Source organism: Stenotrophomonas sp. yr243 (assembly GCF_900184195.1).
Classification (GTDB): domain Bacteria; phylum Pseudomonadota; class Gammaproteobacteria; order Xanthomonadales; family Xanthomonadaceae; genus Stenotrophomonas; species Stenotrophomonas lactitubi.
On the sequence record NZ_FXWT01000004.1, the window covers coordinates 236,133 to 261,534 of the forward strand.

Annotated in this window: 21 protein-coding genes; 13 read left to right on the forward strand and 8 right to left on the reverse strand. The window is 61.2% G+C overall.

The window, feature by feature from the left end:
* Positions 1-56: 56 nt before the first annotated feature.
* On the reverse strand, positions 57-1,184 hold the full coding sequence (locus QOL57_RS18090) for a PilT/PilU family type 4a pilus ATPase (protein ID WP_089238582.1): 1,128 nt from the start codon (positions 1,182-1,184) through the stop codon (positions 57-59).
* Positions 1,185-1,305: 121 nt separating this feature from the next.
* Between QOL57_RS18090 and QOL57_RS18095 the strand changes: the two genes are divergently transcribed.
* From QOL57_RS18095 to QOL57_RS18140, 10 genes are all read left to right on the forward strand, one after another.
* Positions 1,306-1,671, forward strand: a complete 366-nt coding sequence (locus QOL57_RS18095) for a DUF4398 domain-containing protein (RefSeq protein ID WP_089238584.1) — start codon at positions 1,306-1,308, stop codon at positions 1,669-1,671.
* On the forward strand, positions 1,668-2,552 hold the full coding sequence (locus QOL57_RS18100; RefSeq protein WP_089238586.1) for a hypothetical protein: 885 nt from the start codon (positions 1,668-1,670) through the stop codon (positions 2,550-2,552). The genes QOL57_RS18095 and QOL57_RS18100 overlap by 4 nt, the downstream gene beginning before the upstream one ends.
* A 323-nt stretch (positions 2,553-2,875) precedes the next feature.
* The gene (locus tag QOL57_RS18105; protein WP_089238588.1) at positions 2,876-3,112 is read left to right on the forward strand and encodes a YdcH family protein; all 237 of its coding nucleotides are present in this window, start codon (positions 2,876-2,878) and stop codon (positions 3,110-3,112) included.
* 303 nt (positions 3,113-3,415) lie between these two features.
* Complete coding sequence (locus QOL57_RS18110; protein WP_089238590.1) at positions 3,416-4,786, forward strand: pyridoxal-phosphate dependent enzyme; 1,371 nt, start codon at positions 3,416-3,418, stop codon at positions 4,784-4,786.
* Positions 4,787-4,909: 123 nt separating this feature from the next.
* A complete protein-coding gene (locus tag QOL57_RS18115; RefSeq protein ID WP_089238592.1) occupies positions 4,910-6,082 on the forward strand; it encodes a cystathionine gamma-synthase in 1,173 nt (390 codons plus the stop codon).
* On the forward strand, positions 6,079-6,939 hold the full coding sequence (locus QOL57_RS18120) for an ABC transporter permease (RefSeq protein ID WP_141134243.1): 861 nt from the start codon (positions 6,079-6,081) through the stop codon (positions 6,937-6,939). Before QOL57_RS18115 ends, QOL57_RS18120 begins: the two co-directional genes overlap by 4 nt.
* A 4-nt stretch (positions 6,940-6,943) precedes the next feature.
* The gene (locus QOL57_RS18125) at positions 6,944-7,672 is read left to right on the forward strand and encodes an ABC transporter ATP-binding protein (RefSeq protein WP_089238596.1); all 729 of its coding nucleotides are present in this window, start codon (positions 6,944-6,946) and stop codon (positions 7,670-7,672) included.
* The gene (locus QOL57_RS18130; RefSeq protein ID WP_089238598.1) at positions 7,673-9,922 is read left to right on the forward strand and encodes a class I SAM-dependent methyltransferase; all 2,250 of its coding nucleotides are present in this window, start codon (positions 7,673-7,675) and stop codon (positions 9,920-9,922) included. It begins immediately after the preceding gene.
* A gap of 2 nt (positions 9,923-9,924) precedes the next feature.
* Entirely contained in the window at positions 9,925-12,096 is a 2,172-nt protein-coding gene (locus QOL57_RS18135) for a glycosyltransferase (RefSeq protein WP_089238600.1), read from the forward strand.
* A 19-nt stretch (positions 12,097-12,115) separates the two neighbouring features.
* Positions 12,116-14,140, forward strand: coding sequence for a glycosyltransferase (locus tag QOL57_RS18140; protein ID WP_157803067.1), 2,025 nt, complete (start codon positions 12,116-12,118; stop codon positions 14,138-14,140).
* Positions 14,141-14,653: 513 nt separating this feature from the next.
* On the opposite strand, the gene galE is transcribed toward QOL57_RS18140, so the two are convergent.
* A complete protein-coding gene (gene galE, locus QOL57_RS18145) occupies positions 14,654-15,673 on the reverse strand; it encodes a UDP-glucose 4-epimerase GalE (RefSeq protein ID WP_089238604.1) in 1,020 nt (339 codons plus the stop codon).
* Positions 15,674-15,955: 282 nt separating this feature from the next.
* Between galE and QOL57_RS18150 the strand changes: the two genes are divergently transcribed.
* Positions 15,956-16,537: a hypothetical protein gene (locus QOL57_RS18150; protein ID WP_141134244.1), complete on the forward strand. Its 582-nt coding sequence runs from the start codon at positions 15,956-15,958 to the stop codon at positions 16,535-16,537.
* On the forward strand, positions 16,524-17,792 hold the full coding sequence (locus QOL57_RS18155) for a hypothetical protein (protein WP_141134245.1): 1,269 nt from the start codon (positions 16,524-16,526) through the stop codon (positions 17,790-17,792). The genes QOL57_RS18150 and QOL57_RS18155 overlap by 14 nt, the downstream gene beginning before the upstream one ends.
* Positions 17,793-18,102: 310 nt before the next feature.
* Here QOL57_RS18155 and QOL57_RS18160 read toward each other — a convergent pair whose 3' ends face one another.
* The 6 genes from QOL57_RS18160 to QOL57_RS18185 form a co-directional block, all read right to left on the reverse strand.
* Entirely contained in the window at positions 18,103-18,513 is a 411-nt protein-coding gene (locus QOL57_RS18160; protein WP_089238610.1) for a GtrA family protein, read from the reverse strand.
* Positions 18,510-19,241: an SDR family oxidoreductase gene (locus QOL57_RS18165; protein WP_089238612.1), complete on the reverse strand. Its 732-nt coding sequence runs from the start codon at positions 19,239-19,241 to the stop codon at positions 18,510-18,512. Before QOL57_RS18165 ends, QOL57_RS18160 begins: the two co-directional genes overlap by 4 nt.
* 2 nt (positions 19,242-19,243) lie before the next feature.
* Entirely contained in the window at positions 19,244-20,557 is a 1,314-nt protein-coding gene (locus QOL57_RS18170) for an FAD-binding oxidoreductase (RefSeq protein ID WP_089238614.1), read from the reverse strand.
* Positions 20,554-21,945 (reverse strand): UbiA family prenyltransferase, encoded by a 1,392-nt coding sequence (locus QOL57_RS18175; protein ID WP_244900817.1) that lies wholly within the window; start codon positions 21,943-21,945, stop codon positions 20,554-20,556. The genes QOL57_RS18170 and QOL57_RS18175 overlap by 4 nt, the downstream gene beginning before the upstream one ends.
* 402 nt (positions 21,946-22,347) lie before the next feature.
* Positions 22,348-23,286, reverse strand: coding sequence for an electron transfer flavoprotein subunit alpha/FixB family protein (locus tag QOL57_RS18180; RefSeq protein ID WP_089238618.1), 939 nt, complete (start codon positions 23,284-23,286; stop codon positions 22,348-22,350).
* Complete coding sequence (locus QOL57_RS18185; RefSeq protein WP_089238620.1) at positions 23,286-24,047, reverse strand: electron transfer flavoprotein subunit beta/FixA family protein; 762 nt, start codon at positions 24,045-24,047, stop codon at positions 23,286-23,288. The genes QOL57_RS18180 and QOL57_RS18185 overlap by 1 nt, the downstream gene beginning before the upstream one ends.
* Before the next feature lie 295 nt (positions 24,048-24,342).
* Between QOL57_RS18185 and rfbB the strand changes: the two genes are divergently transcribed.
* Positions 24,343-25,401: a dTDP-glucose 4,6-dehydratase gene (gene rfbB / locus QOL57_RS18190; protein WP_089238621.1), complete on the forward strand. Its 1,059-nt coding sequence runs from the start codon at positions 24,343-24,345 to the stop codon at positions 25,399-25,401.
* Position 25,402 lies beyond the last annotated feature (1 nt).

The following is a 25,402-nucleotide window of genomic DNA, read 5'->3' on the forward strand; positions in this document are numbered from 1 at the left end:
CCCGGCGCTACCACCACGCGTCTGGTAGCGCCGGGCCATGCCCGGCGGGCGTGCCGTCAGAACCCGTGGGTAATGCTCGGCGCGCCGGCCGAGAAGTCCGCATAGGGATCATGCTCGCCGTTGCCGCCTTCGGACAGGCGGAACTTCAGCGCCAGGCCATCGCGTGAGTCGGCCGCACGCAGCGCCTCCTCCTGATCGATGGTGCCGGCCTTGGCCAGCCGGAACAGGCACTGGTCGAAGCTTTCCATGCCTTCTTCCAGCGAGGCTTCCATCGCCGCCTTGATCTCGTGCACCTGGCCACGTCGCAGCAGGTCGCGGATCATCGGCGTGTTGATCAGCACTTCGGTGGCCGGCAAGCGGCGCCCCTCCTTGTTCTTCACCAGGCGCTGGCTGACCACCGCGCGCAGGTTCAGCGCGAGGTTCATCAGCACGTTCTTGTGCGCGCTTTCCGGGAAGAAGTTGAGGATGCGCTCGATGGTCTGGTCGGCGTTGTTGGAGTGCAGGGTGGCCAGGCACAGGTGACCGGTTTCGGCGAAGGCGATTGCCGCCTCCATCGTTTCGGCATCCAGGATCTCGCCGATCAGGATCACGTCCGGTGCTTCACGCATCGCATTCTTCAGCGCGTCGTGGAAGGTGTGGGTATCCAGCCCGACCTCGCGCTGGTTCACGATCGACATCTTGTGCTTGTGCAGGTACTCGATCGGGTCCTCGATGGTGAGGATGTGACCGGTGGTGGTGCTGTTGCGGTGATCGATCATCGACGCCAGCGAGGTGGACTTGCCCGAGCCGGTGGACCCCACCACCAGCACCAGCCCGCGCGGAGTCATGATGACGTCCTTCAGCACCTGCGGCAGGTTGAGCTCTTCGATGCTCGGAATCCGGCTGCGGATGGCGCGGATGACCATGCCCACTTCACCGCGCTGCTTGAACACGTTGACACGGAAACGCCCGGCATCGGCCAGGGCGATGGCCATGTTGAGCTCCAGCTCGCGCTCGAACTGGGGCACCTGGCCCTCGTCCATCAGCGAGTAGGCGATTTTCTTCACCATTCCCGGCGGCAGGCCGGTGTTGCCGAGCGGATACAGCTTGCCCTCGATCTTGATGTAGACCGGCGCGCCGGTGGTCAAGAACATGTCCGAAGCGTTCTTTTCGGTCATCAGCTTCAGGAAGTAGCCGATATCCATTGCGAATTTTCCCCAACGAAACTGCCGGTGCCCGTTGCAAGCACGGTACCGGCTTGACGACAATGGCCGCGAACCGACAACCGGTACGGCCTCCCCAATGAAACGACTTAGCTTCGCACGAATGCGCCACAGCCTGTATGTGATGGCGTTTGCATTCGCACTCTCTGCCCCCGCCTGGGCGCAGGACGGCGCGTTGGAACTGGCGCAGGCCCGGCAGGCGGTGGACAAAGCCACCCAGGCCGATGCCGACCAGTACGCCCCGGACCTGATCGGGCTGGCCCGTCAGGGACTGGAGCAGGCCCAGCGTGCCGCGGGCGACCGCCGCGAGCGCAAGAACGCACCGGCCATGGCCCTGCGCGCTGCCGTTGACGCCGATCTGGCCCGTGCCCGCAGCGAGGAAGCCACGGCGACCGCACAGCTGCAGCTGCGCCGCAACGAGGTCAACCAGCTGCAACGCCAGTTGTCGACCGGGGAGGACCGCCGATGAAGACCATCTCCGCCCTGACCCTGGCCACACTGCTGGCCCTGCCGACGCTGGCGCTGGCCGCGGACAACCCGATGGTCGGCCAGCTCAGCCAGCGCCTGCTGTCGATCCAGGCCAATCCGGACACCGCCGAGCTGGGCGCCTTCGAGCGCATGCAGGCGCAGCAGGCCATCGCCACCCTGGAGAAGGCCAAGCGCCGCGACCAGGAACTGGCCACCTACCTGGCCGAGCGCCGGGTCGAGATCGCCGAGACCGCCGTGCGGGCTGCGCTGGCCGCGCGAGAGGTCGACCGCCTGGAACGCACCCGCAGCGACCTGCTGATCGAAGCCAGCCGCCGCGATGCCGCCCGCGCCCGCCAGGAAGCCGAGCAGCTGCGCATGCAAGCGCAGATGCAGGCAGAAGAGGCCGAACGCCTGCGCCAGGCGGCTGAGGCAGAGACCCTGGCCCGCCAGGATGCCGAGAACGCCCTGACCAGCGTGGCTGGCAAGCAGCAGCAGCGCCTCAGCTCGGCCCAGCAGAACGCGGCCAAGCTGGCCCGTGAGGAAGCCGAGCTGGTGTCCGGGCAGAAGCTGCCGGGCTCAAGGTTCGATAGCCGCGGGGAGGTCTTCACTTTTGCCGGTGACGCGTACGCTGCCGGGGCCTCGAGCCTGTCCGGTGGCGCCCGCAACCAGGCCAAGGCCTTGGCCGAGTACGTGAACATCGGCAAGAAGGGCAGGATCCGCATCGAGGCCTACGACAGTGCCAATGGCGTCGGCCAGAAGCGCGCCGAGGCACTGCGCGACGCGCTGGTTTCAGCCGGCGTCGCCAGCAGCCGGATCCAGGTCGCCGGCAAGAAGGCCGCCTCCACCCGGGCCCGCTCGGCCGAGGTCGTGATCGCGCCGTAATTGCTTGATATTGTTTGTTTTTCGTTGTGTTGAGTATTCAGCCTGAACCCCGCCTCGGCGGGGTTCGGTCTTTTTGCTGCAGGGGCTTGAACCCCGTCCAGAGCAAGCGTAGGGTCAATCGTCCGGGACGCAATAACGCGGACCGGACGATGGGAGGGCCGGGCCGATGCAAGCAGGGCGCGAACCGCAGCAGATCGAAGTGCGCAGGCCAGTGCCGCACGTCGTTGTGGGCACCCATGTGGGCATCGACCGGCACTCCTCCATGAACAACGCCCCGTGCCTTGCGGCCGGGGCGTTCGTGTATCTGTCGAAGGAGGTCCATCATGTTTGAAGATCAGCCCCAGAGCGAGATCGACGCCCGTCGCGCGCGCGATCCGGAGTTCCGGGCACTCCATGACCAGCACCGCAAGTTGAACAAGAAGTGCATGGATGCGGAGTTGGGTGTACTCCCGATCGATGATGTCACCCTGGGTCGAATGAAGCGCGAGAAGCTGCTGGCCAAGCAACGCCTTCTGCGAATGTATGAAGCACCGCTCGCAACGTCGTCCCCCACGCATTGACGCACCCCTGTCGTGCCCGGAATGGCATGACCCGGCCATCGATGGCCCTGCCAGGCACTCCTGACCTGGCAACGCGGCGCCGCTGAACGCAGGCGTCGCGCCAAGGCACCACACGCGGTGGTGCCTTGGCCCTGCAGGCACGTCCCCCGATGCGGGCGGTACCGGTCTCCTCGTCGATCCGGGGCCGTCCGCATCCCTTTTTCCGCGGGCCGCCGCCTTGGCATCGAACCGGCCTGACTTTCGTCGCCATCCGTCGGATAATCATCGGTCCGGCCCTGCGTGGCGCGAACCGAAGTCCCCCGAATGCCCATCCATTCTTCCGTCCTCGAACTCATCGGCCAGACCCCGATCGTCAAGGCCCAGCGCCTGGATGCAGGCGTCTGCGAGCTCTACCTGAAGCTCGAAAGCGCCAACCCGGGCGGATCGATCAAGGATCGCATCGGCCTGTCGATGATCGAGGCGGCAGAAAAACGCGGCGACCTGAAGGCTGGCGCGACCCTGGTCGAAGGCACCGCCGGCAACACCGGCCTGGGCCTGGCGCTGGTGGCCCAGCAGAAGGGCTACAAGCTGATCCTGGTGGTTCCGGACAAGATGAGCCGGGAGAAGATCTTCAACCTGAAGGCGATGGGTGCCGAAGTACGCCTGACCCGCTCGGACGTGGCCAAGGGTCACCCGGAGTACTACCAGGACCTGGCCAAGACCATCGCCGAGCAGACCCCGGGCGCGTACTTCATCAACCAGTTCGGCAACCCGGACAACCCGGCCGCACACGAATTCGGCACCGGCCCGGAGATCCTCGAGCAGATGGGCGGCGATCTGGATGCGATCGTGTTCGGCTGCGGCAGCTCCGGCACCATGACCGGCCTGTCGCGCGCCTTCGCCACGCTGTCACCGAAGACCGAGCTGGTGCTGGCCGACCCGGTCGGCTCGATCCTGGCCGAGTACATCAACGACGGCGTGCTCAACGACAAGTCGGGCAGCTGGCTGGTGGAAGGCATCGGCGAGGACTTCCTGCCCTCGATCTCCGATTTCAGCCGCGTCACCAAGGCCTACGCCATCACCGACGCCGAGAGCTTCCATACCGCGCGCGAGCTGCTGGCCAAGGAAGGTGTCCTTGGCGGATCTTCCACCGGCACCCTGCTGGCGGCGGCGCTGAAGTACTGCAAGGAGCAGACCACGCCGAAGAAGGTGCTGGTGCTGGTGCCCGATACCGGCAACAAGTACCTGTCGAAGATGTACAACGACTACTGGATGCTGGACAACGGCTTCCTGCAGCGCCCGCAGCACGGTGACCTGCGCGACCTGATCCTGCGCCCATACGGCCAGCGCGACACCGTCGTGATCGGCCCGAATGACCTGCTGACCACCGCCTACCAGCGCATGAAGCTGTACGACGTGTCGCAGCTGCCGGTGATGGATGGCGACCAGCTGGTCGGCATCGTCGACGAAAGCGACGTGCTGTTGCATGTCTATGGCGATGAAGCACGCTTCCGCGACCCGGTGGCCACTGCCATGGTCAGCAAGCTGGATCGCCTGGATGTGAAGTCGCCCATCGAGGCCTTGCTGCCGGTGTTCGACCGCGGTCAGGTGGCGATCGTGATGGACGGTGACGCCTTCCTCGGCTTGATCACCCGTATCGATCTGCTCAATTACCTGCGCCGGCGCGTTCAGTAAGGCGTTTATCGCCGCAGATCGCTGCTGAATCCCGGTTTATCCGCGTCAAAGCCTGTTAAGGCCGCGCTGATAGACTCCCGCTCCTTCGACGGCGCCGGTCATCGGCGCCATTCAGGAAACGACATGTCCAACGCTTCTTCCCCGGACCGCGCGCTGGCGCTGGCCACCCTGGCCATCCATGGCGGTCAGTCGCCCGACCCGAGCACCGGTGCGGTGATGCCGCCGATCTACGCCACCTCGACCTATGCGCAGTCCAGCCCGGGCGAGCACCAGGGCTTCGAGTACTCGCGCACGCACAATCCGACCCGCTTCGCCTACGAGCGTTGCGTGGCCTCGCTGGAAGGCGGCACCCGCGGCTTCGCCTTTGCTTCGGGCATGGCCGCCAGTTCGACGGTGATCGAACTGCTGGATGCCGGCAGCCACGTGGTGGCGATGGACGACATCTATGGCGGCAGTTTCCGCCTGTTCGAGCGCGTGCGTCGCCGCACCGCCGGGCTGGACTTCAGCTTTGTCGACCTGACTGATCTGGCGGCGTTCGAAGCGTCGATCACGTCGAAGACGAAGATGGTGTGGATCGAGACGCCGACCAACCCGATGCTGAAGATCGTCGACATCGCCGCGGTCGCCGCCATCGCCAAGCGCCATGGCCTGATCGTGGTGGTCGACAACACCTTCGCCTCGCCGATGCTGCAGCGTCCGCTGGAGCTGGGCGCGGACCTGGTGCTGCACTCGGCCACCAAGTACCTCAATGGCCACTCGGACATGGTCGGTGGCATGGTCGTGGTCGGTGACAACGCCGAACTGGCCGAGCAGATGGCCTTCCTGCAGAACTCGGTGGGTGGCGTGCAAGGCCCGTTCGACAGCTTCCTGGCACTGCGTGGCCTGAAGACCCTGCCGCTGCGCATGAAGGCGCACTGCGCCAACGCGATGGCGCTGGCACAGTGGCTGGAAAAGCATCCGGCGGTGGAGAAGGTGATCTACCCGGGCCTGGCCTCGCACCCGCAGCATGCGCTGGCGGGCAAGCAGATGTCCGGCTACGGTGGCATCGTCTCGATCGTGCTGAAGGGCGGCTTCGAAGCGGCCAAGCGCTTCTGCGAGAAGACCGAACTGTTCACCCTGGCCGAGTCGCTGGGCGGCGTGGAAAGCCTGGTCAACCACCCGGCGGTGATGACACATGCGTCGATCCCGGTGGAGCGCCGCGCGCAGCTGGGCATCAGCGATGCGCTGGTGCGGCTGAGCGTGGGGGTGGAGGATGTGGGGGATCTGCAGGTTGATCTGGAAGAGGCACTGAAGTGAATACTGAAACAATCCTTAAAGCGGAAGCTGCCCGGCATCCGGCGCGCATTACCACACGCGATACGCAGCTGAGTGCATTGCCTGCCTTCATTCGCGATGTAGCTGACGGTATGGGCGCATGGCGTGCGTGGACGGCATTGGCGTTGCTTGATATCAAACACAAGTATCGCCGTTCCGTCCTTGGGCCGTTCTGGATAACCATCAGCATGTTCGTGCTGATCCTGGGTATCGGCCTTCTCTACAGTCAGTTGTTCCGCATGAATCTGCGTGACTATCTCCCTTATATCGCACTGGGAGATATCGTTTGGATCTACATTTCAACGACTGTCCAAGAGGGTTGTACTACTTTCACATCTTCTGAAAACCTGATCCGCTCTATGCGTCTACCAATGACCTTGCACGTCATGCGGTTGGTGACGCGCACATTCATTGTTTTCCTTCACGGCGCGATTGCTTACCTGCCGTTCGTCGTCTTCCTCAAGATTGAACCGCAGTGGGTGTGGCTTCTGGCCCTGCCAGGCGTGGCCCTGATCTTGTTGGCAACGATTCCGATCACCGCGATCTTTGGCATGCTGTCGGCCCGTTTCCGCGACCTGCAGCCAGCAATCGCCAATTTCATGCAGCTTGGCTTCTTCATGACTCCGATCATCTGGAAGGCCGAGATGCTGGGCCCGCATCGCTGGGTGGCTGACATCAATCCGATCTATCACTTCATCCAGATCGTTCGCATGCCCCTGATGGGGCAGGTTCCCGACGCACTTACCTACTATTACGTGCTGATCTTTACCGCTGCGGCTTTCGTGATTTCGCTTCCTTTCCTGGCGGCCAATCGCCACAAGATTTCCCTGTGGGTGTGATGTCATGACGTTCATTGATATTGTCGACTGCAGCGTCCAGCTGCCCATTTATGGCACCAACAACCGCTCGATGAAAGGCGCCATCATGTCTGCCGTCACGGGGGGGCGAGTGGCTCCCACCAGTCGGAACATCACGGTTGTGGATTCGCTCAAGGATGTCAGTTTCAAACTGCGTGAAGGCGACAAGCTCGGGCTTGTCGGCCACAACGGTGCAGGCAAAACCACATTGTTGAAGACCCTCGCGGGTGTATACGAGCCAACTTCCGGATACGTACGGAGTCAAGGGCGCGTGGCGAACCTGCTTGACGTGACGATGGGCATGGACTTCGAGGCGACTGGTATTGAGAACATTCGTCTGAAGGGTTTGCTGCATGGACTGTCCCCTGCGGAGATTCAGGGCAAGATCCCGCAAATCTGCGAATTTTCGGGCCTTGGGCCGTATGTGAATATGCCGGTGCGCGTCTATTCCAGCGGCATGATGGTCCGCTTGGCATTCTCCATCGCCACCAGCTTTGATGCGGAGATCCTGTTGATGGATGAATGGCTGGGTGTCGGCGACGCTGACTTCAATGCACGTGCGCAACAACGTTTGGCCGAAATCGTCCAGAAAGCGAGCATTTTGGTCCTGGCCAGTCATAATCAGGACATCATCGCTGCCAACTGCAACCGTATCATGCATCTGGAGCACGGGCGGATTGTCAGCGACCAGCCTACGGCGGGAGCCAGCGCCTGAATGAGTACCCAGAATCGCGACTACTGGTTGAACAGGAGTGGTGAACTCTATGCGGACCAGCAGAAGGTCCGGCGTGAGGCGGGCAATAGCAACTACGGCCGGCAGGAAGATTGGCTTTCGGGCTTCCTGATGGAACGGTCGGTGCGCCTGGGGCGTCCAGTCCGGGTCCTCGATTTCGGTGTGGGCTTTGGTCGCCTGGCGCGCGTGCTTTCGCAGCATGATTTTGTGGACTATTTCGGCTTCGACATTTCCTCGGCAATGGTCGAGCCGCTACTACGCGATCCACCTCCTGCACTTGCCGGCGACCTCGACCGCCGCATCCGCATCGGATCCTCATTGCCGGATGTGATGCAGGGAGAGCAGTTCGATGTGATCTTCACTGTCTCGGTGTTGATCCACAACAGTCGCGAGCAGGCTTCCGACGTGCTTGCGCAGATGCGCGCGCTGCTGGCCTCGGAGGGGCGGCTGTGTTTCATCGAGAATCGGCCGGTGTCGATCAGCCTGCTCGCAAACCTGTGGCATGCCGGGTGTTGGAGCCACGACTTCGCCGGCACGCTTGCGGCTGACATGAATGTGGATGTCGAAGACGGAATTCTGTCGGATCACGGAATCTACATCCTTTCCGAACCCAGCACCGGTTCCCCGCGTCAGGTTCGAGTGCCAGGTGCAAATGGCTTCGAGCCGATCTCCCAAGGCGATTACCTGCTCCGAACCCATGAGGCTACCACCGCCGTCGCACGTGGGATGGAAACAGAGAGCGCCGCGATAGGAAGTGACATTGCGCAGATGCGGGATGCTGTCGAGCTCTACCGTCAAGCCGAAGCTCACGCCCTGAAGAACCTGGATGAGGCGCGGCTGTTTCTCGGCGAAGACGCAGATATGCTACGCGGCGTGGAGCACCTGACTGCTGCCATCGACGTGATTCCACAGATGGCGGCGCGGTTTGCTGAGATTCGAGCTGAAGGTGGGTCGCAGCAATCCTCACTGATTACCGAAGTGGAGAGCTTGAGGGAATGCCGGACTGACCTGGAGCTTGCCCTGACGCAGCAGCGGGATCTCGTCGACAAGGCGCAAGCTGAGCTGGATGCCGTTCGCAGCAACAACGAACGCCATGCGTGGCAGCAAGGACTGCGTGAGCGCGTCCGCAGGATCATGAATGGAAAGGTCGCGGCTAGCGACACGCTGGATTCCAATGAAATCGAGGAGCCGGTCGGTGGCGATTCGGTTGCCTGGGCCCCGCGGGCGTCCGCCTATGAGTTCAATGCACGGCGGGACACGCGATTTGCGCAGCCACTGAGCGGTCACGAGCGGGTCTGCCACATCATGCATCAGGAATGGTTTGGTATCCGCGCTGCATGTGGCGCGCTGCCAGGCCAGAAGCTGGCTGTCACCGGTTCCTCCATGCCGGCGATCAATGACGTTGATGAGGTCGCGCGCCTTCTCGCCCGGAACAATGTCAACCGTCTGGTTGTGCATGGTTTCTCCGATTCGATGTCACAGTGGGTAAAGGGGCTGTTCGCAGCAGGGTTTGACCGGATCTATCTGATCTGGCATGGGGCGCCTGTGATGTGGATCCACGCCGAGGAACGACGGTTGTTCGCATTGGCCTATGGCGCCGTTCGCGCTGGCATGATCCGCAAGGTCAGTGTCATGCGTGCGGGAACACACGCGGCGCTCGCAGATTCGGCGAGTTGGAAGCCGCAGATCTACAACATGCCGCCGAACTATACGAGTGGGCGAGCTCCTCGCCGGTCCACCGGAGCCACGGTGTTCATTCCTTCGTGGAATCTCGTCCACAAGAATCTTTTCACTAATGCTGCAGCGGCAGCGGCGGCCGAAGAAGTAGATTCCATCTGGTTGATGGCTGAGAATTTTTCGCTGCCGTACAAGGTGGACAAGAGCTTCAAGCGTCTGCCGAAGCTCAGTCAGCTGCAAATGATGGAGGCGATGGCGAAATGCGATGTGGTCATGAATGCATCCATCGTCGATTGCCATCCAATGGTGGAGCTTGAGGCGATCGCGGCCGGAACGCCTGCCGTCAGGGGGAGGTTGGGAATGGACGCGCTGGAAGATCATTCTTACGTCCAGCTCACCCAGGTGGACGATCCTCTGAGCATTTCCGATGTGCGGCGAACGCTTCAACGGACGCTGGCCGTTCCGGCTCCGGAGATGCATGACATGTTGACTTCATACTCGCAGCAGATGGTCGCACTGTCCTTCGAGCGATATTCCGAACTGATGGAACTCTAAATATGGGCTTGAGGGTTTTTGTTACCCGCGAACTTTTCCCTTTCACTGCTGGCGGCATCGGGCGCGTGATCGCGAACATGCTAATGACTACTCCGGACGAGGATCGTGCGGAGATGGCAGTGCTTTATGTGGGAGACAACGTAGAGCCTGAAGCGTTTGCGCTCGCCCACCCGGGTGTGACTTTCCTGGCGTGGCCGCACGCGCGCTTCCAGCAAGTAGACGGGTGTGGCGCGATATTCCCGCCATTACCGGCCTTTACCCACAGCATGCTGCACTGGGAGTCAGTGCATGTGTTGCAGGGCCTGCTTGAACTGGAACGTCTGAGTGGGCCGATCGAGTACGTCGAGTTCGTGGATTGGGGGGCGCAGGCATTCGCTGCTACCCAGGAAAAGCTGCTGGGCAATGCGCTCACCGGTGCGACGCTGGCCGTGCGCCTGCATACTACCGACAGCATCCTTGCCGATTTCGAACCACGTGTGCAGAGCGTGCACGGGCTGAACCTCTTTGATCTCGAACGCAAGGCGCTTGCGGATTGCGATCTCGTCGTCGGCCAGATCGAGCAGGTCGCTGAGGCTTTCCGGGTGTTCTATGGCTTCAGCGAAGCAGACTGGAACCCCCGCCTGCGATTGCATGCACCGCCCGTGCTGCTGGATACGATGGTGCCGGCCAAGCAGACCATTGCCATCACCGATGCGACGCCGCTGCTGTTCACGTCCAAGTTGCAGGACATCAAGCGGCCGGACACTTTTATCCGCGGATGCATTCAGTTCCTTCGTGCCCGGCCGAAGTACCAAGGCAATGTGGTCTTCCTGGCGCACTCATTCGATGCACGCTATCAGGAATACATCACCTCCCTGGTGCCCGAGGACCTGCGTGGAAGGGTAATCTTCGCGCGTGGCGTGAGTGGTGGTGCACGCGAGAAGAGCATCGCCGGTGCAGTCTGCGTTTTCCCGTCTCCTTGGGAATCATTCTGCCTGGCGGCATACGAGGCATCGCTTTCCGGTGCCGCCTGCGTGCTCAACGCGCAGAATCCGGCTTTTGGTCCTGGCAGCCCTTGGCAGGATGGAAACAACTGCAGCACGTTCGATGGTAGTGCCGAAGGCCTGGCGCGTGTGCTGGGAGAGTTGTTCGAGGCTCCCGCGGGTCATCTGGTGCCGGTACAGGTGCCCAAGGATCCGCTTCCCTGGTGCCAGCTCCATCCCGTGGCCTCGCCTGTCGAGGTGTGCCTGGAGGGACTGCTGTCCGTTGTTGTTGTCAATCGGGATAGCGCGGGTGGGGTGCTCGGCACGTTGGACAGTATTCTGGCCTCGGACCTGCCTTTGGAAAGGCTGATCGTGATCGATGACGCATCACGTGATCCACGCGATCTGGCTGCACTTGAACGACTGGCTGCCGACGATCCGCGGCTGGTACTGCAGCGCCTCTCTGTGCCGGTAGGTGATGCGACGGCCCGAAATCTGGGCCTTGAAGCCGTCCGTACTCCATTCGTGGCGTTCTTGCGGGGAGGGGATCAGGTTCTGCCAGGCTTCCTTGGCAGGGCTGTGACTGCACTGGCAGGACAGCCGCGATTTGACGTGGTCGTGGGCCAGGTGGGCGTGACGAGCGATGCAGGTGATGTCCTCGCGGGAAATGCAGGCATTGATGGCTATCGGATCTTCTATGGTGAAGGGCGCCTCGCCGGACTTTATGAGAATTGCTTTGCCCCGGACAGCTATGTGATCCGGACCGAGACCGCCAAGCGGTTCGGTTTCGATCCGACCATGCCCGCACTGGAAGTGTGGGAGATGATGCTTCGCGCTTGTCAAGCTGGAACGCGGTTCCTGGTGACTTCGGCGGTTAACGTGCTTGCTTACCCATCGGCACGGATCAATGAACTGCAGGCAGAGCAATTGCAAATTGCAGGGCGTCGCCGTCTTCAGCGCAAGCGGGTGCAGCTGGGAAAGCTGGATGTTCCCGCCTATTTCACGTTTACTGTTTCCAGCCTTCCTGGCGCGATGGCGGGAGACATGGGCAGCGCGGAGGTCGCCCGTCGTTTGCAGGAATTGCTGGAGAGTGAAAGCGTGCGCTATACCTTGGCCCTCGCCGCGCTTCTGCAGAAGCGTGCACCGTGGGTGCTGCGCTTCGGCAAGTGGACTATCCGGCGCTTGACACCCATCTACCAGCGCATGCGCTGAGATGGCTGGCAGAGCATCCATGCAAGTGATCGTCATTCAGCTCGGTTGTTGGTGCGGCGGTGGAGAGCGTGCTGCATTGGCGCGGGCACGTTTGCACGCGTCGCCCGCTGCGTCGTTGATGATCGTTGGCGAAGGTCCGATACCTGCAGATTTGCTGCAGGCATGTGCAGATCGAAGCAGCCTGCATGTCGATGCGCCGTTGTATGCGATGAATCACCGGAGGCTTCCGGATGTTCGCCGCAGCGGGGATCCGACGCAGCTAGGGTGGTCACTGGCGGTAATGGCGGCGCTGCGCGCACTGCAAGACCAAGTGCGCTTGGATTGGGTAGAGATACCGTCGTTTGGCGCGCTGGCCTACGCACTTCTCCAAGAGCGCGCCTTATCAGAGGCATTCGACCTTACGCGTGTGATACTGCGATTTGACGGCATCTCGGCGATTGAGGCTCTGAGGCAGGGCCGCAATGCTGAATTGCCTGCGTTGATGCTGATGGACATGGAACGGATGTGCCTGGAGCAATGCGATCAGATCTTGATCGATAGCGGCGCAGTTGCTGAGTCCTTGCTGAGATTTCTTCCCGGCAACCAGAGGCCGCTTCGCATGCAGCCGGCGCTGTCGGAGCCGGCCGAGACTCTGCAGGAGCGTCATGCTGTTAGCACAGCCTTGGCCTGCGTCGCGACCGAAGGACCTGCCCTCCGTCAGTGTCTACGAGCGATTTCCGGCTATCTGCAGAAGATGCACGGTGACCTTCAAGAAGTTTCGGTGATCTGTGAGCCTGCGCTTTTGTCAGAGGTAGTGCAGGTTGTTCCTGCCTCCATGCGCCATCGTTTCCTCTTGGCTTCCGAGGATTGTCTGCGCGTAGGGCCCATGCGCGTGGTCATGCCTGATCGTTGGTCTGCAGGCTCTGCGCTGGCGCGAGAACTGGTTGCCCGTGGTCATGTGCTGATCGCGGACGCCACCAATCCAGCACTTGCTGCTGATCAGGGGTGGGAGCATGGGCAGACCCATCTTGGCTACGAGCATGCCAGTGGGCTGCTCGACGCATTGCTGCAATCGAAGCAATGGTTGCCCACATGCCGGGTTCGGGTTGCTCCGTCGTCGGAGCTGGCCGTGTTGGATGTCGGTACACTGGGCCCGGCAAAAGTGTCCGTGGTGGTGCCTTGCTATAATATGGGGCGCTGGTTGCCGCAGACGTTGCGCAACATACAGCAGTTCTTGTGGAGCGATCTGGAGGTCATCGTTGTTGACGATGGATCGACCGATCCCGTCACGGTGCAGCTGATCGAGAAGCTCGAGACAAGCCCCGTCGTGGGCCTGCGCGTCGTGCGCCTTCAGTTCAACCAAGGGTTGTCTGCTGCAAGGAACGCGGGCATAGCTGTAGCGCAGGGCGAATTCACTCTGTGCCTGGACGCTGATGACCTGGTGTCGCCAGAGTTCGTTTCAATTGCTGTAGGGGCGCTGCAGCGGCAGCTTGGGCACGACTTCGTGGTTCCCCGCTGCGCCTACTTCTTCGATGATGATGCTGCGGCTGATGTGAATGAGCTGCGGCTCGGCCAGAGCCTGCCAATGGTCGGCGCGGCCTTTGATTCCGGTGCGCTGGGCAATCGTTTCTCCACCGCCACCAGTCTGGCGCGAACCTCGGTACTGCGTGCACTTGGCTACGACGAAAGCCTGCGGTCCTATGAAGACTGGCAGCTTTACCGTCGCGCGCTGCAGCAAGGCAGTCGCTTCATTGTCTCCAATGACGTTCACTTCTTCTACCGGCAACGACCGGATTCCATGATCCACGATCCGGCCATGCGTGCTCGCCACAGCCTGCTTTACGCCGAAATGCTGGCCGGAGCGACGTTGATCGGGCAAGGGCCGGCAGCGTCGCCCAATTTGCTGGGGGCGTTGGCCGCTCCTCCGCGCATCGACGGGAGCTCATCGGGGCTGTTGCTGGGGGGGGTGGTCGAAGCGCTTGACGAGATGCAGGCATTGCGCAGTAGCCGCATCGTCGGGCTGGCATACAGACTGTCGGCCCTGCTGCAGCGGCTGCGCCGCTGAGCTGAATTCGAGGTGCTCGGTCCCGGGGCAGAAACACACGCATCACTGTTGCTGGAGAAACGCGATGGAGTGGAATAGAGGCATGGCAGTGGTGATCCCGTGCTACAAGGTAACCCGGCAGATCCTGGTATTGCTGGCCGAAATCGGTCCCGGGTTTGATCGCTTCTATCAACGGACCTTTGATGCCCCGCGTGATGCTGACGGCCAGCGAGGATGCAGCCGCGGATCCAGCTCAGCCGGCTACGCAGCGGAAGAGATTTCCACTGATCGCACATGCGCATCAGGAGAATCAGCGCGCCTATTCCGCGAGGGCGGCCGACACTACCAGTATGAGCGGCCTCTAGGCGATTGAGGGGGCTATCGACACGACTGGATGGAAAAAGTACGGATATTGCCAGCAGTAATCCACAGGCGGCAGCGAAGGATGCCGGGGCCAGCTCGAATCTTCTGGTGGGCATTTTCATGCTGGCCGCAGGATGGAAAAGAATCTAGGGAAACGACCGGCTGTCCGGCTCAGTTGGCGGTACCTTCCGTCTGAGCCAGCGCGAGCTGCCAGCGCCATGCGTCTTCGCACATCCGCTGAAGACTGTGCTGCGCGACCCAGCCGAGCCGCTTGCGGGCCAATGATGTGTCGGCCCAGCTCTGTGCAGCGTCACCCTCGCGCCGCGCCACTATCTGGTAGGGGATTTGACGTCCGGATACCTTCGCGAATGCCCTGATGACCTCGAGGACGGAGTGACCGCGCCCGGTGCCGAGGTTAAGTGCTTCAAGATCGCTGAGATCGGGCAACATTTGCAGAGCACGAAGATGCGCGTCCGCTAGATCACAGACATGAATGTAGTCGCGAACTCCCGTGCCATCTGCAGTGGCGTAGTCGCCGCCATAGACAGACAACTGCGACCGAATTCCTGCGGCCACCTGGGAAATGTACGGCACAAGATTGTTCGGAATGCCTTGCGGAGTTTCCCCGATGAGTCCCGAGTGATGGGCGCCGACTGGATTGAAGTAGCGAAGACTGATTGCCTGCAGTTCCGGATCCGCCATACGGGTATCGCTGATGATCTGTTCACAGAATAGCTTGGTCCTGCCGTACGGATTGGCCGCCGAAACCGGGGCGGATTCATTCACCGGGCATGTTCCTGCCTGACCGTAAACGGTAGCCGATGAGCTGAACACGAGCTTTCTGCAGCGATACGCCTGCATCGCTTTCAGTAGTCTTATGGTGCCGCCCACGTTGACGTCATGGTATTCCAGAGGAATGACGGAGCTTTCCCCTACAGCCTTCATTGCAGCAAAATGCATCACTGCATCCGGCTCGAAGTCATGCAGCACGCTTCTCAGAAGGTGTTCATCGCGTATGTCGCCCTCTACAATGCGTGGCCGAACTCCCGCAATTTGTTGGATCCTCTCTCCGATATCCCTGCGGGCATTGCTGAAATTGTCCAAGATCAGGACATCGTGCCCGGCGGAATACAGACTCAGGCAGACATGGCTCCCGATGTACCCCGCACCGCCCGTTACCAGCACACGCATGCAATTGCTCCATCTCTACTAGAGACATAATTGTGCCATCAAGTAGTCGGCCGTGTGGTGCTTTCGGTGCAGGTGTAGCCCGGCCCGCGCAGCGAGTATGGGAAGGGGTGATCGAGACTGCTACCATATCGCAGATATCACTGAACGCAGGGGGCAAGGGTGAAGATTGGCCGTAGCGCGGACCAGGCTGGGCTGCGCTGGTCTGTTGCATGTATCTCACTTGCTTCACTGCTCCTGCATGCTGCGGGGGGGGATGCGTTGGCTGTAGGTTGGACGGGGGCAGTGCTGATCTGGTTGTGGCTGCGTCCTTCTCATCGCTCTTTGAGCCCGGCGCGAAATTTTTCCGCAGCGTCGCTACTTGTAGTAGCCATCCTCTCCGTATGCATCTCTCTGTTGATCCCGCTTCCGCGTAGTGGCGTGTTTGACCCGACCATCCAGACCCGGGTTTTGAGCGCTTCGGAAGAGGGGAAGGAAGTCTGGGTCAGGGTGACAGATGAGGATGGGACCGAAATCAAGCCTTCAAGAGCCCATGGGTCTTGGCTTTATAAGGACGGCTGGCAAGTGAGCACCGGACCGGGGGCGAGCTTGATATTCGAATCTAAAATTAGCTCTTGGGCAACACTGGCATTCGTGGCGCATGAATGGTCAGGGGTCGTACGGGTAAATGGTAGCGACATCGTGCTTGAGAGGCCGCGAGGTGCCTCCGAGACCATTGGGCTTCCGGTAGTCCAGATTGGGTCCGGCGCGAGCAGGTTGGTTCTTTTGGTGGCCTTGATCAAATTACTGGATGCCTTGCTGGTCGGTGCGCTTGTCATGCTCGCGATCAACGGTCGCCAAACAGAGGGAAATCATGCGGAAACTTGATCGATCTGATTATTTTCTGCTGGCTGTACTTACAATGGTGGTGTCTATTGTGAGTTTCCCATGGGCTGGGCGTCAGTATCCGGATACGATGGATTATCTGTCTCAGGCGGCGCGCTCCTGGGCTGATGCTGGCATTTATAGTGGCGCGCGCGCGTCTGGATATGTGATTTATCTCAAGCTGTTTGGGGCGGAGTGTCAGGGGCTATATATTCAGTGGATTCTTTACCCCGTTGCCTGGGGTGCCTTGGCATGGTCGGGGATGACCCTGATCCATGAGGAGAGAAGTCGGGTACTTCTCGTGGCCTTCTGCGTGGTCGCGGGCATGAGTGCTCAGTATTCCCAGTGGGCTGCAAGCCTGTTGACGGAATCAATCGCGGGCTCTTTGTTTATTCTTCTATCGGCTTTGTGCCTGCGAATGCTGAAGGATGGCAGGACGCTCTACTGGGTTGTATTTGTTGCTATTTCGGTTGCGTACGCGTTGGCAAGGGATGTCAATGCCTATCAGATAATGTTTTTGGTTCCAGCGCTTCTGCTACTGCGTGGCAAGGGTGTGGTTCGCTTCATTGCAGTCCTCGTCATCGCTGGCGCATGTCTATTTGTTGTGAATAGCGCGGAGCGAAACGAGCGTTGGCTCTTCCCGTACATGAACGTGCTTGGTCAGGATGTCCTGCCCAATTATGCTATGAGGGCAAAGCTTGAAGAGAGGGAGTTGCCGCACGAGCTTGCGTTAAGGCACTCCGGAAAGTGGGCTTCTTCTGACGATTTGTGGGTCATGAACGCAGGGGAGGCCGAACCGTTGAGGGCGTGGGCGCGCTCGCATGGGAAGAAGGAGTACGCCAAGCTGGTCGTGGCAGATGCCCCGTATGCCACCCTGAAGTTTTTACGACAGCTGCCAGCGCTTGTTAATTTCTCCGGCGATGAGCTGGCCTATTATGGAGGAGCGAGCTTGGCCGGAAAGCATCAGCGCCTGTTTGCATATTCGCTGTGGCCAGTTATTGCGATGATCATGTTCGCGAGCGGGATGCTTTTGGTTGGTGCTTCAGGGATCTCTGATTCCGGTGGGGTTCGCGGATACCTGTTCAGTGTTTGGTTGGCGTTGTCGGGATTTCTGGTTATTGGAATCAGCTATTTTGCCGACGCAATGGAACGACTGAGGCACGCGCTTCCCGGAGGCTTGGCGTGGACGGTAGCCGCAATCATGCTGTTTTGCCTCGTTGCTTCTGGGTGCAGGAGAGCCGAGGTTTCCGCGAATTGAGATGCCGTGGTTGGGGGTAAAGTGGAGTCTTGGGTCGTCTCTATCGGTAAGCTGCTCATCCCATGGAGCTTTCCTGGTGAGACTCTCGCCGGAAATTCCTCAGAGTAAACCGACGTCTGACAGTCGATGTGCATGAAGGAGTATTATTGGTTCAGACGGGGGCTGTTTGGAACGTAGTAGCTGTCCCTTTGAACCTGGTCGAAGGCGCGGGCAAGTCTGCAGTTCGCGGAAGACCTGCCTCGCTGCGTTTCGTAGTCGAAGTTTGTAAAAGAAGTTATTGGATGGAGGTGCTTATGCCTCTTTGTTGGCATTACTTTTGTTGCGTATTGAATACGAATTTCGAATCCAGCCAGTATTTGATGAAGTAACCGATGCTCAGGCCAATAATGCCGCCTAGATATCTCATTGGGTTGCTCTGAAATACGAAGTGGAAGGCAGCTTCGGTCCCCCAGAATACGAAGGTGGTGGCAAGACCCATCGTTACATAGAGTGCAAACGTGCGTGCTTCATACGCGATGTTCTTTGATTGATGATTGAAGATGAACTTCTTGTCGAGTACGTATTTGCAAAGTAGGCCGACCGCAGTGCCGATGACAACGGACGCGACAACGGCATAGGGGCCTTTGTATAGAAGTATGACAAGAGCCTGGGCGCCGATGTTCACTCCGATGGAGACGGCGGCAAAGCCCGAGTAGGCAAGGACCAGTCGTGATCTGCTCAAAGCTTGATCCTGCGGAAGATGGACTCGGGGATGTTCTTGATGATCATCATTACGGCCCACCAGAAACCAGGCAGGTAAGCCACGGACTTGCGCTTCCCGATTGCCTTGAGAATGCCGGTGGCCACCTTCTCCGGTGTCGCCCACAGCGCGCCCTTCTTGAACGAGGCTGTCATTGGGGTGTCCACGAATCCAGGCTTGATCACCAGTACATTGATACCTTGCGGATGCAGGCGTTGGCCAAGCCCGCTCAGGTAGGCAGTAACGGCGGCTTTTGCGCTGCCGTACAGGTAGTTGCTGGCGCGACCGCGATCACCCGCCACGGAAGAGATCACGGCCAAGGTGGCGCCGGGCTGCAGGCGCTGTGCAAGCGCAGCGGCGAGAGCGATTGTTGAGGTGCCATTGGTGGCGAACTCGTGCAGCGACAGGTCCACGGATGCATCGCAGGCGGCCTGATCCGGCAGCGTGCCGTGTGCGATCAGGACAGTGTCGATGCCCCCCAGAGCTGTCTGCGCGTTGTCAATCAGGCCCCCATGCGCGGCCACATCGTTGACGTCCAGAACTCCGGTATCCACACGCTGGGCACCACGCACGCGCAAGTCAGCGGCAATTGCATCAAGCCTCCCAGAACTACGGCCAACCAGATAGAGCGCTGCGGCACGTCCAGCGTATAGGCGCGCGACCGCTTCGGCGATGGCCGACGTCGCGCCGATGATCAGGATCTTCTGCATGGTTACTCCATCACCCGGCGCCAAAAGCCGGACGAGAATCGAGGGTCGATGAAATGGGAAAATTCCTCCCACGCCGGGTAGGCCTGACGGAACAGGGCGCCGGACATGCGCGCGTCCTTGGCCGGGTACACAGCGCCGCCAGCCTCGCTGACGATACGATCAAGCCGGTCCAGCATTTTCATCAGGTCCGGTCCATCATTGGGGAAGTCGAGGGCCAGCGTTGTGCCGGCACGCGGGAAGGACAGCATTCCCGGCGAGCGGAGGTTGCCAAATTCTTTGAGAACTGCCAAGAACGAGCCGCGACCACTGCGAGCGATCTCAGCCAGCAGGGCTGCTGTCGCATCACGGGCGTGTGTGGGCGGCAGCACGCATTGGTGCTGCAGGAAGCCTCGTGGTCCATACATGCGGTTCCAGTGGTTGATGCCGTCCAGTGGATAAAAATAAGACTGATAATGCGATACGTGGCGTGCCCGGCGGGCTGGCTGCCGCCAGTAGTACAGCGTGTTAAAGGGGCGCAGGGTAAGGCTGTTGACCAATGAGATCGGTGGCACGAGCGGGATGCTGCGCCGTGGAGCTGAACCGGGCGTGGCTGCTTGTGCGCTACCGGGCGCATGATCGCCGCGAAGGAAATGGCCACGACCGAGGTTGGGACCCTTCGCCAGGCAGTCGATCCACGCCACCGTATATTCATATCCTGCGGCCGAGTCTCGCGAAAGTTCGAAGAATTCATCGAGGTTGTCGAATCGGATCGACTCGGTTTCGATCCATGGGCCCGGTACTTGGCGAAGCTGCAACTCGACCCAGGTGATGAATCCGGTCAGGCCCAATCCACCTGCGGTGGCTGCGAACAGCCCGGAATTGTCCGCCGGCGTGAGTTGGTGGCGCGAACCATCGCTGCGCAGCAGTTCCAGGCGCCGCACGTGATGACAGAATGTCCCGGCGCGATGGTGGTTCTTGCCATGCACGTCGTTGCCGATGGCGCCGCCAACGGTGGCATAGCGCGTACCGGGGGTCACGGGCAGGAACCAGCCACGAGGCAGCGCAACATCCAGAATGGAGGCCAGGGTGACGCCGGACTCGCAGCGCACGACGCCGGTGGCGGGATCAAATTCGATGAATCGATCCAGCCCTCGGCTGGTCAGCAACGTGGCATCCGGGTTTAGGCAGCTGTCGCCGTAACTGCGGCCATTGCCGTGCGGCAACACGCTGCCTCCATCGGCAGGCAATGGCAACGGGAGGTCGCGGTCGAAAACCGGCACTATCCGTTGATTGACCTGAGGATAACGCCCCCAGGATTGGCCGGCAGGTGCACTCATACCGCGATTAGGACGATCAGCAGGCACAATCCGATCACGACTTGGCTACCACGGTCCGTCGCTGCGAACACGATCGGATCATCATGCATGTCGCCACGATGGGAGACGATCCACATGCGGCTGATCCAGTACAGCAGGAGCGGGCAGAGGAGCCAAAGCAGCTTCGGGCTGGTGTACAGCTCCAAGCTTTCGGGGCTGTTGATGTACAGTGCAAACACCAGCACGCCAATGTAACCTGCGGCAGCGCCCAACGACTGCACCAGTGGCAGGTCAGCCACAGAGTAGCCACGGCCGATGGCCACTTCCTTGCCACTGGCCAGCGCAGAAGCCAGCTCGGTATAGCGCTTGAGCATTGCCAGGCTGAGGAACACGAACATGGAGAACGCCAACAGCCAGAACGAGAGTTCGGAGTTGATTGCCACCGCGCCGCCAATGATGCGCACGGTGTACAGGGCAGCCAGCATCACCACGTCGATCATCACAATGCGCTTGAGCCTGAGAGAGTAGCTCAGCGTCATCAAGTAGTAACACAGCAATACGCCGGCGAAGGCCGGGCTGCAGGCCAGCGCGAGCGCGAACCCTGTCAGCGTGATCATCGGGGCCGCCAGTAGGCCTTGCAGCAGCGGCAGTGTGCCGGCGGCAAATGGCCGCTTGCGCTTGCGTGGATGCATGCGGTCCGGAGTCAGGTCCAGCAGGTCATTGAGCAGGTAGACGCCAGACGCACACAGGCCAAAGGCCAGGAAGGCCACCCCAGCATCGATGATTGAGGCGATGTCAAAGAAGCGATGGGCAGTCAACAACGGCACCAGCACCAGCAGATTCTTCAACCACTGATAGATGCGGAGGGCCTTGATCCAGGTCAGCAGGCCCCCGTTCTGCGACGGCAGGTGGGCTAGGACTTCCGTCTGCGCACTCGCCGCGCGGGCCAGCCCGGGCCCGTTGTTGACAACAATTGCTCCTCCGGCATGCGCCCACACCTTCAGGTCGACTTGGCCGTTGCCCATATAGTCGAAGCCGCGTTCGCCGAAGCGATCCGCCAATGCCTGCCCCTTGTTGCTTCCGGACAGGTTGGTGTGTCCATCGCTAGCCATGACCTCCTCGAACAAGCCCAGATGATCGGCAATTGGTTGTACCAGCAGCCGGTCCGACGCTGTGCACAGCACACGCGGCCGTTGCGCGGTGGTGCGCAGGATCTCCAGGACTCGCTCGTCATACGGCAATGTCGCCGCGGGCAATTGAACGCGCGAGGCTAGCTGGCGCTTCACATATGCTTTGCCCTTCAACAGCCAGAAGGGAACTAGAAATACATACAGTGGATTGTGCGCCAGCAGCGCCAACAGGGATTCGTAGAGGATGTCAGAACGCAGCAAGGTTCCATCAAGATCCACGCAAAGCGGTCGATTGGAAGCCGTCACAGAGGAGAGTTCCAGTTCATTGCCGCAATGTTCTGTCGCATTTTCATGCCTTCATGGTTATCGGTCACGGAGCGAATAATAGATGATGGTGACCTCGGAAGTGGTTGCTGAGGCCCGAGCGCGGGTCTCGCTGTACGTCAGCTGCCACGCATGTGCTCTACGGCGTGCCCTTCGGGCCATTCGTCGGGTTCATCTGCCCGAACAACAGGCAATCATCAGTGATCCTCGGGCGAGTGGGCCGGAGGGCTACCGGTCCGTAGCATAAGGAGGGGTGTCTGAGCCAGGCAGGGGCCCGGCAACCCGGTGATGCACCGGGGTACCGTTGGGGGGCAGGTACCCCGGGCGACTGACAAAATCCTTGCCGAGGAAGCGGTGTTACAGCGCCTTTTCCAGCTCCGGCAGGATCGCGAACAGATCCCCCACCAGGCCGATGTCAGCGATCTCGAAGATCGGCGAATCCGCATCCTTGTTGATCGCCACGATCGTGCCGGCGTCCTTGATGCCGGTCAGGTGCTGGATGGCACCACTGATACCCACGGCCACATACAGCTCCGGCGAAATGATCTTGCCGGTCTGGCCGACCTGCAGGTCGCTGGGCACGTAGCCAGCATCGACCGCTGCGCGTGAGGCACCCACGGCGGCGCCGAGCTTGTCGGCCAGCTGGAAGATGACTTTGAAGTTCTCTTCCGAGCCGACACCACGGCCGCCGGAGACCACACGCTTGGCGCTCTGCAGGTCCGGACGGTCGCTGGCGCCGGCAGCCAGGCCGACGAAACGGGTATGGCTCGGCAGGGCTGCATCGACACTGGTGGCTTCAACCGAGGCGCTACCGCCCTGGGCGGCTTCCGGCCACGACGCGGCACGCACGGTGGCGACGACGATCTGCTCGGTCGGCGCTTCCACGGTGATGATCGCGTTGCCGGCGTAGATCGGGCGCTTGAAGGTGTGGCTGCCTTCGACGGCCATCAGGTCGGAGACCTGGTTGACGCCCAGCAGCGCGGCCACACACGGCATCAGGTCCTTGCCGAAGGTGGTCGACGGGCCGAACACGTGCGTGTAGCCCTTGGCCAGCTGCGCGATCTGCGGGGCCAGTACCTGGGCCAACGCCTGTGCGTTGGCAGCGTTGGTCACGGTCAGGACCTTGGCGACGCCGGCGATCTTCGCCGCTTCAGCAGCAACGGCGGTCGGGTCGGCAGCCAGCACCAGCACATCGATGCTGGCGCTGGAAATGGCGGACGCAGCGCTGACGGTCTTGGCGGTGGCGGCGTTGAGCTTGCCGTCGTGGTGCTCGGCGATGACGAGAATCCTGCTCATTACAGCAACCCCTTCTGCTTGAGTGCGGCGACCAGTTCGGCCGCGTCCTTGACCATCACACCCTTGCTGCGCTTGGACGGCGCAGCGTACTGGGTGGTCTTGAAGGTATCAGCGGCTTCAACGCCGAGGTCGGCCAGCTGCAGGGTTTCCAGCGGCTTGGCCTTGGCCTTCATGATGTCCGGCAGCTTGATGAAGCGCGGTTCGTTCAGGCGCAGGTCGGTGGTGACCACCGCCGGCAGATCGACTTCCAGCGTTTCCAGGCCGGCATCGACTTCACGGGTCACCGTGGCCTTGCCGTCGGCGCCAGCTTCTCCCGAGATCTCCAGCTTGCTGGCGAAGGTCGCCTGCGGACGGCCCCACAGCGTGGCCAGCATCTGGCCGGTCTGGTTGGCATCGTCGTCAATGGCCTGCTTGCCCAGGATCACCAGATCCGGCTGTTCCTTCTCGACCAGCTTGAGCAGGGTGCGGGCGGCGGTCAGCGGCTGGATGGCCTGGTCGGTGACCACGTGGATGGCACGGTTGGCACCCATGGCCAGGCCGTTGCGCAGATGCGCCTGGGCGTCGGCTGGCGCGATGGTGGCAACCACGACTTCGCTGGCGATGCCCTTGTCGCGCAGGCGCAACGCTTCTTCCAGGGCGATTTCATCGAAGGGATTGGGGGACAGCTTGACGCCGTCGGTGACCACGCCGGAACCGTCCGGCTTGACCTGAATGCGGACGTTGTAGTCCACCACGCGCTTGTACGCGACGAGGATTTTCATCTGGTACGAGATCCTTGTAGTGCCGGTCGCTGGCCGGCTCACAGTTGCTGGAGAACGTCCGGCTCTGCGACAGCAACCGGTTCGGGGGTGGGATCCCGATTCTAGCTGGCTTGGGGTGACCATGCGAATGCGTATGGTGATGCTGCGATGCGGCAAAAAATGCTGCCCGCCCATGCTGCCATTCAGCGGCGGAGTGCGGTCATGAAAGAAGAGCCATGTATCCTGCGGGGCTGGGTTCAGCGCTGTTGAACGCTGGGGCACCAGAGGGGTATCAGAGATCGACAGGAGAAAGGTAGTGACTACTTGGCTTGTGACTGGCGGCGCCGGTTTCATTGGCGGCAACTTCGTCCTCGACGCCGTCGCCCGCGGCATCAAGGTCGTCAACCTGGATGCCCTCACTTACGCCGGCAATCTGAATACCCTGTCCAGACTGGAGGGCGACCCGGACCATGTCTTCGTGCACGGCGACATCGGTGACAGCGCGCTGGTTGCCCGCCTGCTGGCGGAGCACCAGCCGGATGCCGTGCTGAACTTCGCCGCCGAAAGCCACGTCGACCGCTCCATTGATGGTCCGGGCGCGTTCATCCAGACCAATGTGGTCGGCACCCTTGGCCTGCTGGAAGCGGTGCGTGACTACTGGAAGGCGCTGCCGCCGGCCGAGCAGGGCGCAGCGTTCCGCTTCCTGCATGTCTCCACTGACGAGGTGTACGGCACCTTGGGCGAGACCGGCAAGTTCAGCGAAACCACGCCGTATGCGCCGAACTCCCCGTATTCGGCATCCAAGGCAGCCTCGGACCACCTGGTGCGCGCGTTCCACCACACCTACGGGCTGCCGGTGTTGACCACCAACTGCTCCAACAACTACGGCCCGTACCACTTCCCGGAGAAGCTGATCCCGCTGGTGATCGCCAAGGCGCTGGCCGGCGAGCCGCTGCCGGTGTACGGCGATGGCAAGCAGGTGCGTGACTGGCTGTTCGTGTCCGACCACTGCGAAGCGATCCGCACGGTGCTGGCCAAGGGCCAGGTGGGCGAGACCTACAACGTCGGCGGCAACTCGGAAAAGCAGAACATCGAGGTGGTGCAGGCGATCTGCGCGCTGCTGGACCAGCGCCGCCCGCGTGCGGACGGCCAGCCGCGCAGCAGTCAGATCACCTACGTTGCCGATCGCCCGGGCCATGACCGCCGGTATGCGATCGACGCCTCCAAGCTGAAGAACGACCTTGGCTGGGAACCGGCCTACACCTTCGAGCAGGGCATCACCTTCACCGTCGACTGGTACCTGGACAACCAGGAATGGGTGAACGGCGTGCTCGACGGCAGCTATCGCCTGCAGCGCATCGGCACCGCGGCCTGAA

What these genes read in the sequence shown, in the direction of transcription:
- galE (WP_089238604.1), bottom strand. Translation starts at nt 15,673, where the DNA reads ATGCGTGTGCTGGTAACGGGCGGTGCGGGGTACATCGGGAGCCATGTC.
- QOL57_RS18180 (WP_089238618.1), bottom strand. Translation starts at nt 23,286, where the DNA reads ATGAGCAGGATTCTCGTCATCGCCGAGCACCACGACGGCAAGCTCAAC.
- QOL57_RS18110 (WP_089238590.1), top strand. Translation starts at nt 3,416, where the DNA reads ATGCCCATCCATTCTTCCGTCCTCGAACTCATCGGCCAGACCCCGATC.
- QOL57_RS18100 (WP_089238586.1), top strand. Translation starts at nt 1,668, where the DNA reads ATGAAGACCATCTCCGCCCTGACCCTGGCCACACTGCTGGCCCTGCCG.
- QOL57_RS18115 (WP_089238592.1), top strand. Translation starts at nt 4,910, where the DNA reads ATGTCCAACGCTTCTTCCCCGGACCGCGCGCTGGCGCTGGCCACCCTG.
- QOL57_RS18125 (WP_089238596.1), top strand. Translation starts at nt 6,944, where the DNA reads ATGACGTTCATTGATATTGTCGACTGCAGCGTCCAGCTGCCCATTTAT.
- QOL57_RS18095 (WP_089238584.1), top strand. Translation starts at nt 1,306, where the DNA reads ATGCGCCACAGCCTGTATGTGATGGCGTTTGCATTCGCACTCTCTGCC.
- QOL57_RS18130 (WP_089238598.1), top strand. Translation starts at nt 7,673, where the DNA reads ATGAGTACCCAGAATCGCGACTACTGGTTGAACAGGAGTGGTGAACTC.
- QOL57_RS18090 (WP_089238582.1), bottom strand. Translation starts at nt 1,184, where the DNA reads ATGGATATCGGCTACTTCCTGAAGCTGATGACCGAAAAGAACGCTTCG.
- QOL57_RS18105 (WP_089238588.1), top strand. Translation starts at nt 2,876, where the DNA reads ATGTTTGAAGATCAGCCCCAGAGCGAGATCGACGCCCGTCGCGCGCGC.
- QOL57_RS18170 (WP_089238614.1), bottom strand. Translation starts at nt 20,557, where the DNA reads ATGAGTGCACCTGCCGGCCAATCCTGGGGGCGTTATCCTCAGGTCAAT.
- QOL57_RS18140 (WP_157803067.1), top strand. Translation starts at nt 12,116, where the DNA reads ATGCAAGTGATCGTCATTCAGCTCGGTTGTTGGTGCGGCGGTGGAGAG.
- QOL57_RS18165 (WP_089238612.1), bottom strand. Translation starts at nt 19,241, where the DNA reads ATGCAGAAGATCCTGATCATCGGCGCGACGTCGGCCATCGCCGAAGCG.
- QOL57_RS18155 (WP_141134245.1), top strand. Translation starts at nt 16,524, where the DNA reads ATGCGGAAACTTGATCGATCTGATTATTTTCTGCTGGCTGTACTTACA.
- QOL57_RS18185 (WP_089238620.1), bottom strand. Translation starts at nt 24,047, where the DNA reads ATGAAAATCCTCGTCGCGTACAAGCGCGTGGTGGACTACAACGTCCGC.
- QOL57_RS18135 (WP_089238600.1), top strand. Translation starts at nt 9,925, where the DNA reads ATGGGCTTGAGGGTTTTTGTTACCCGCGAACTTTTCCCTTTCACTGCT.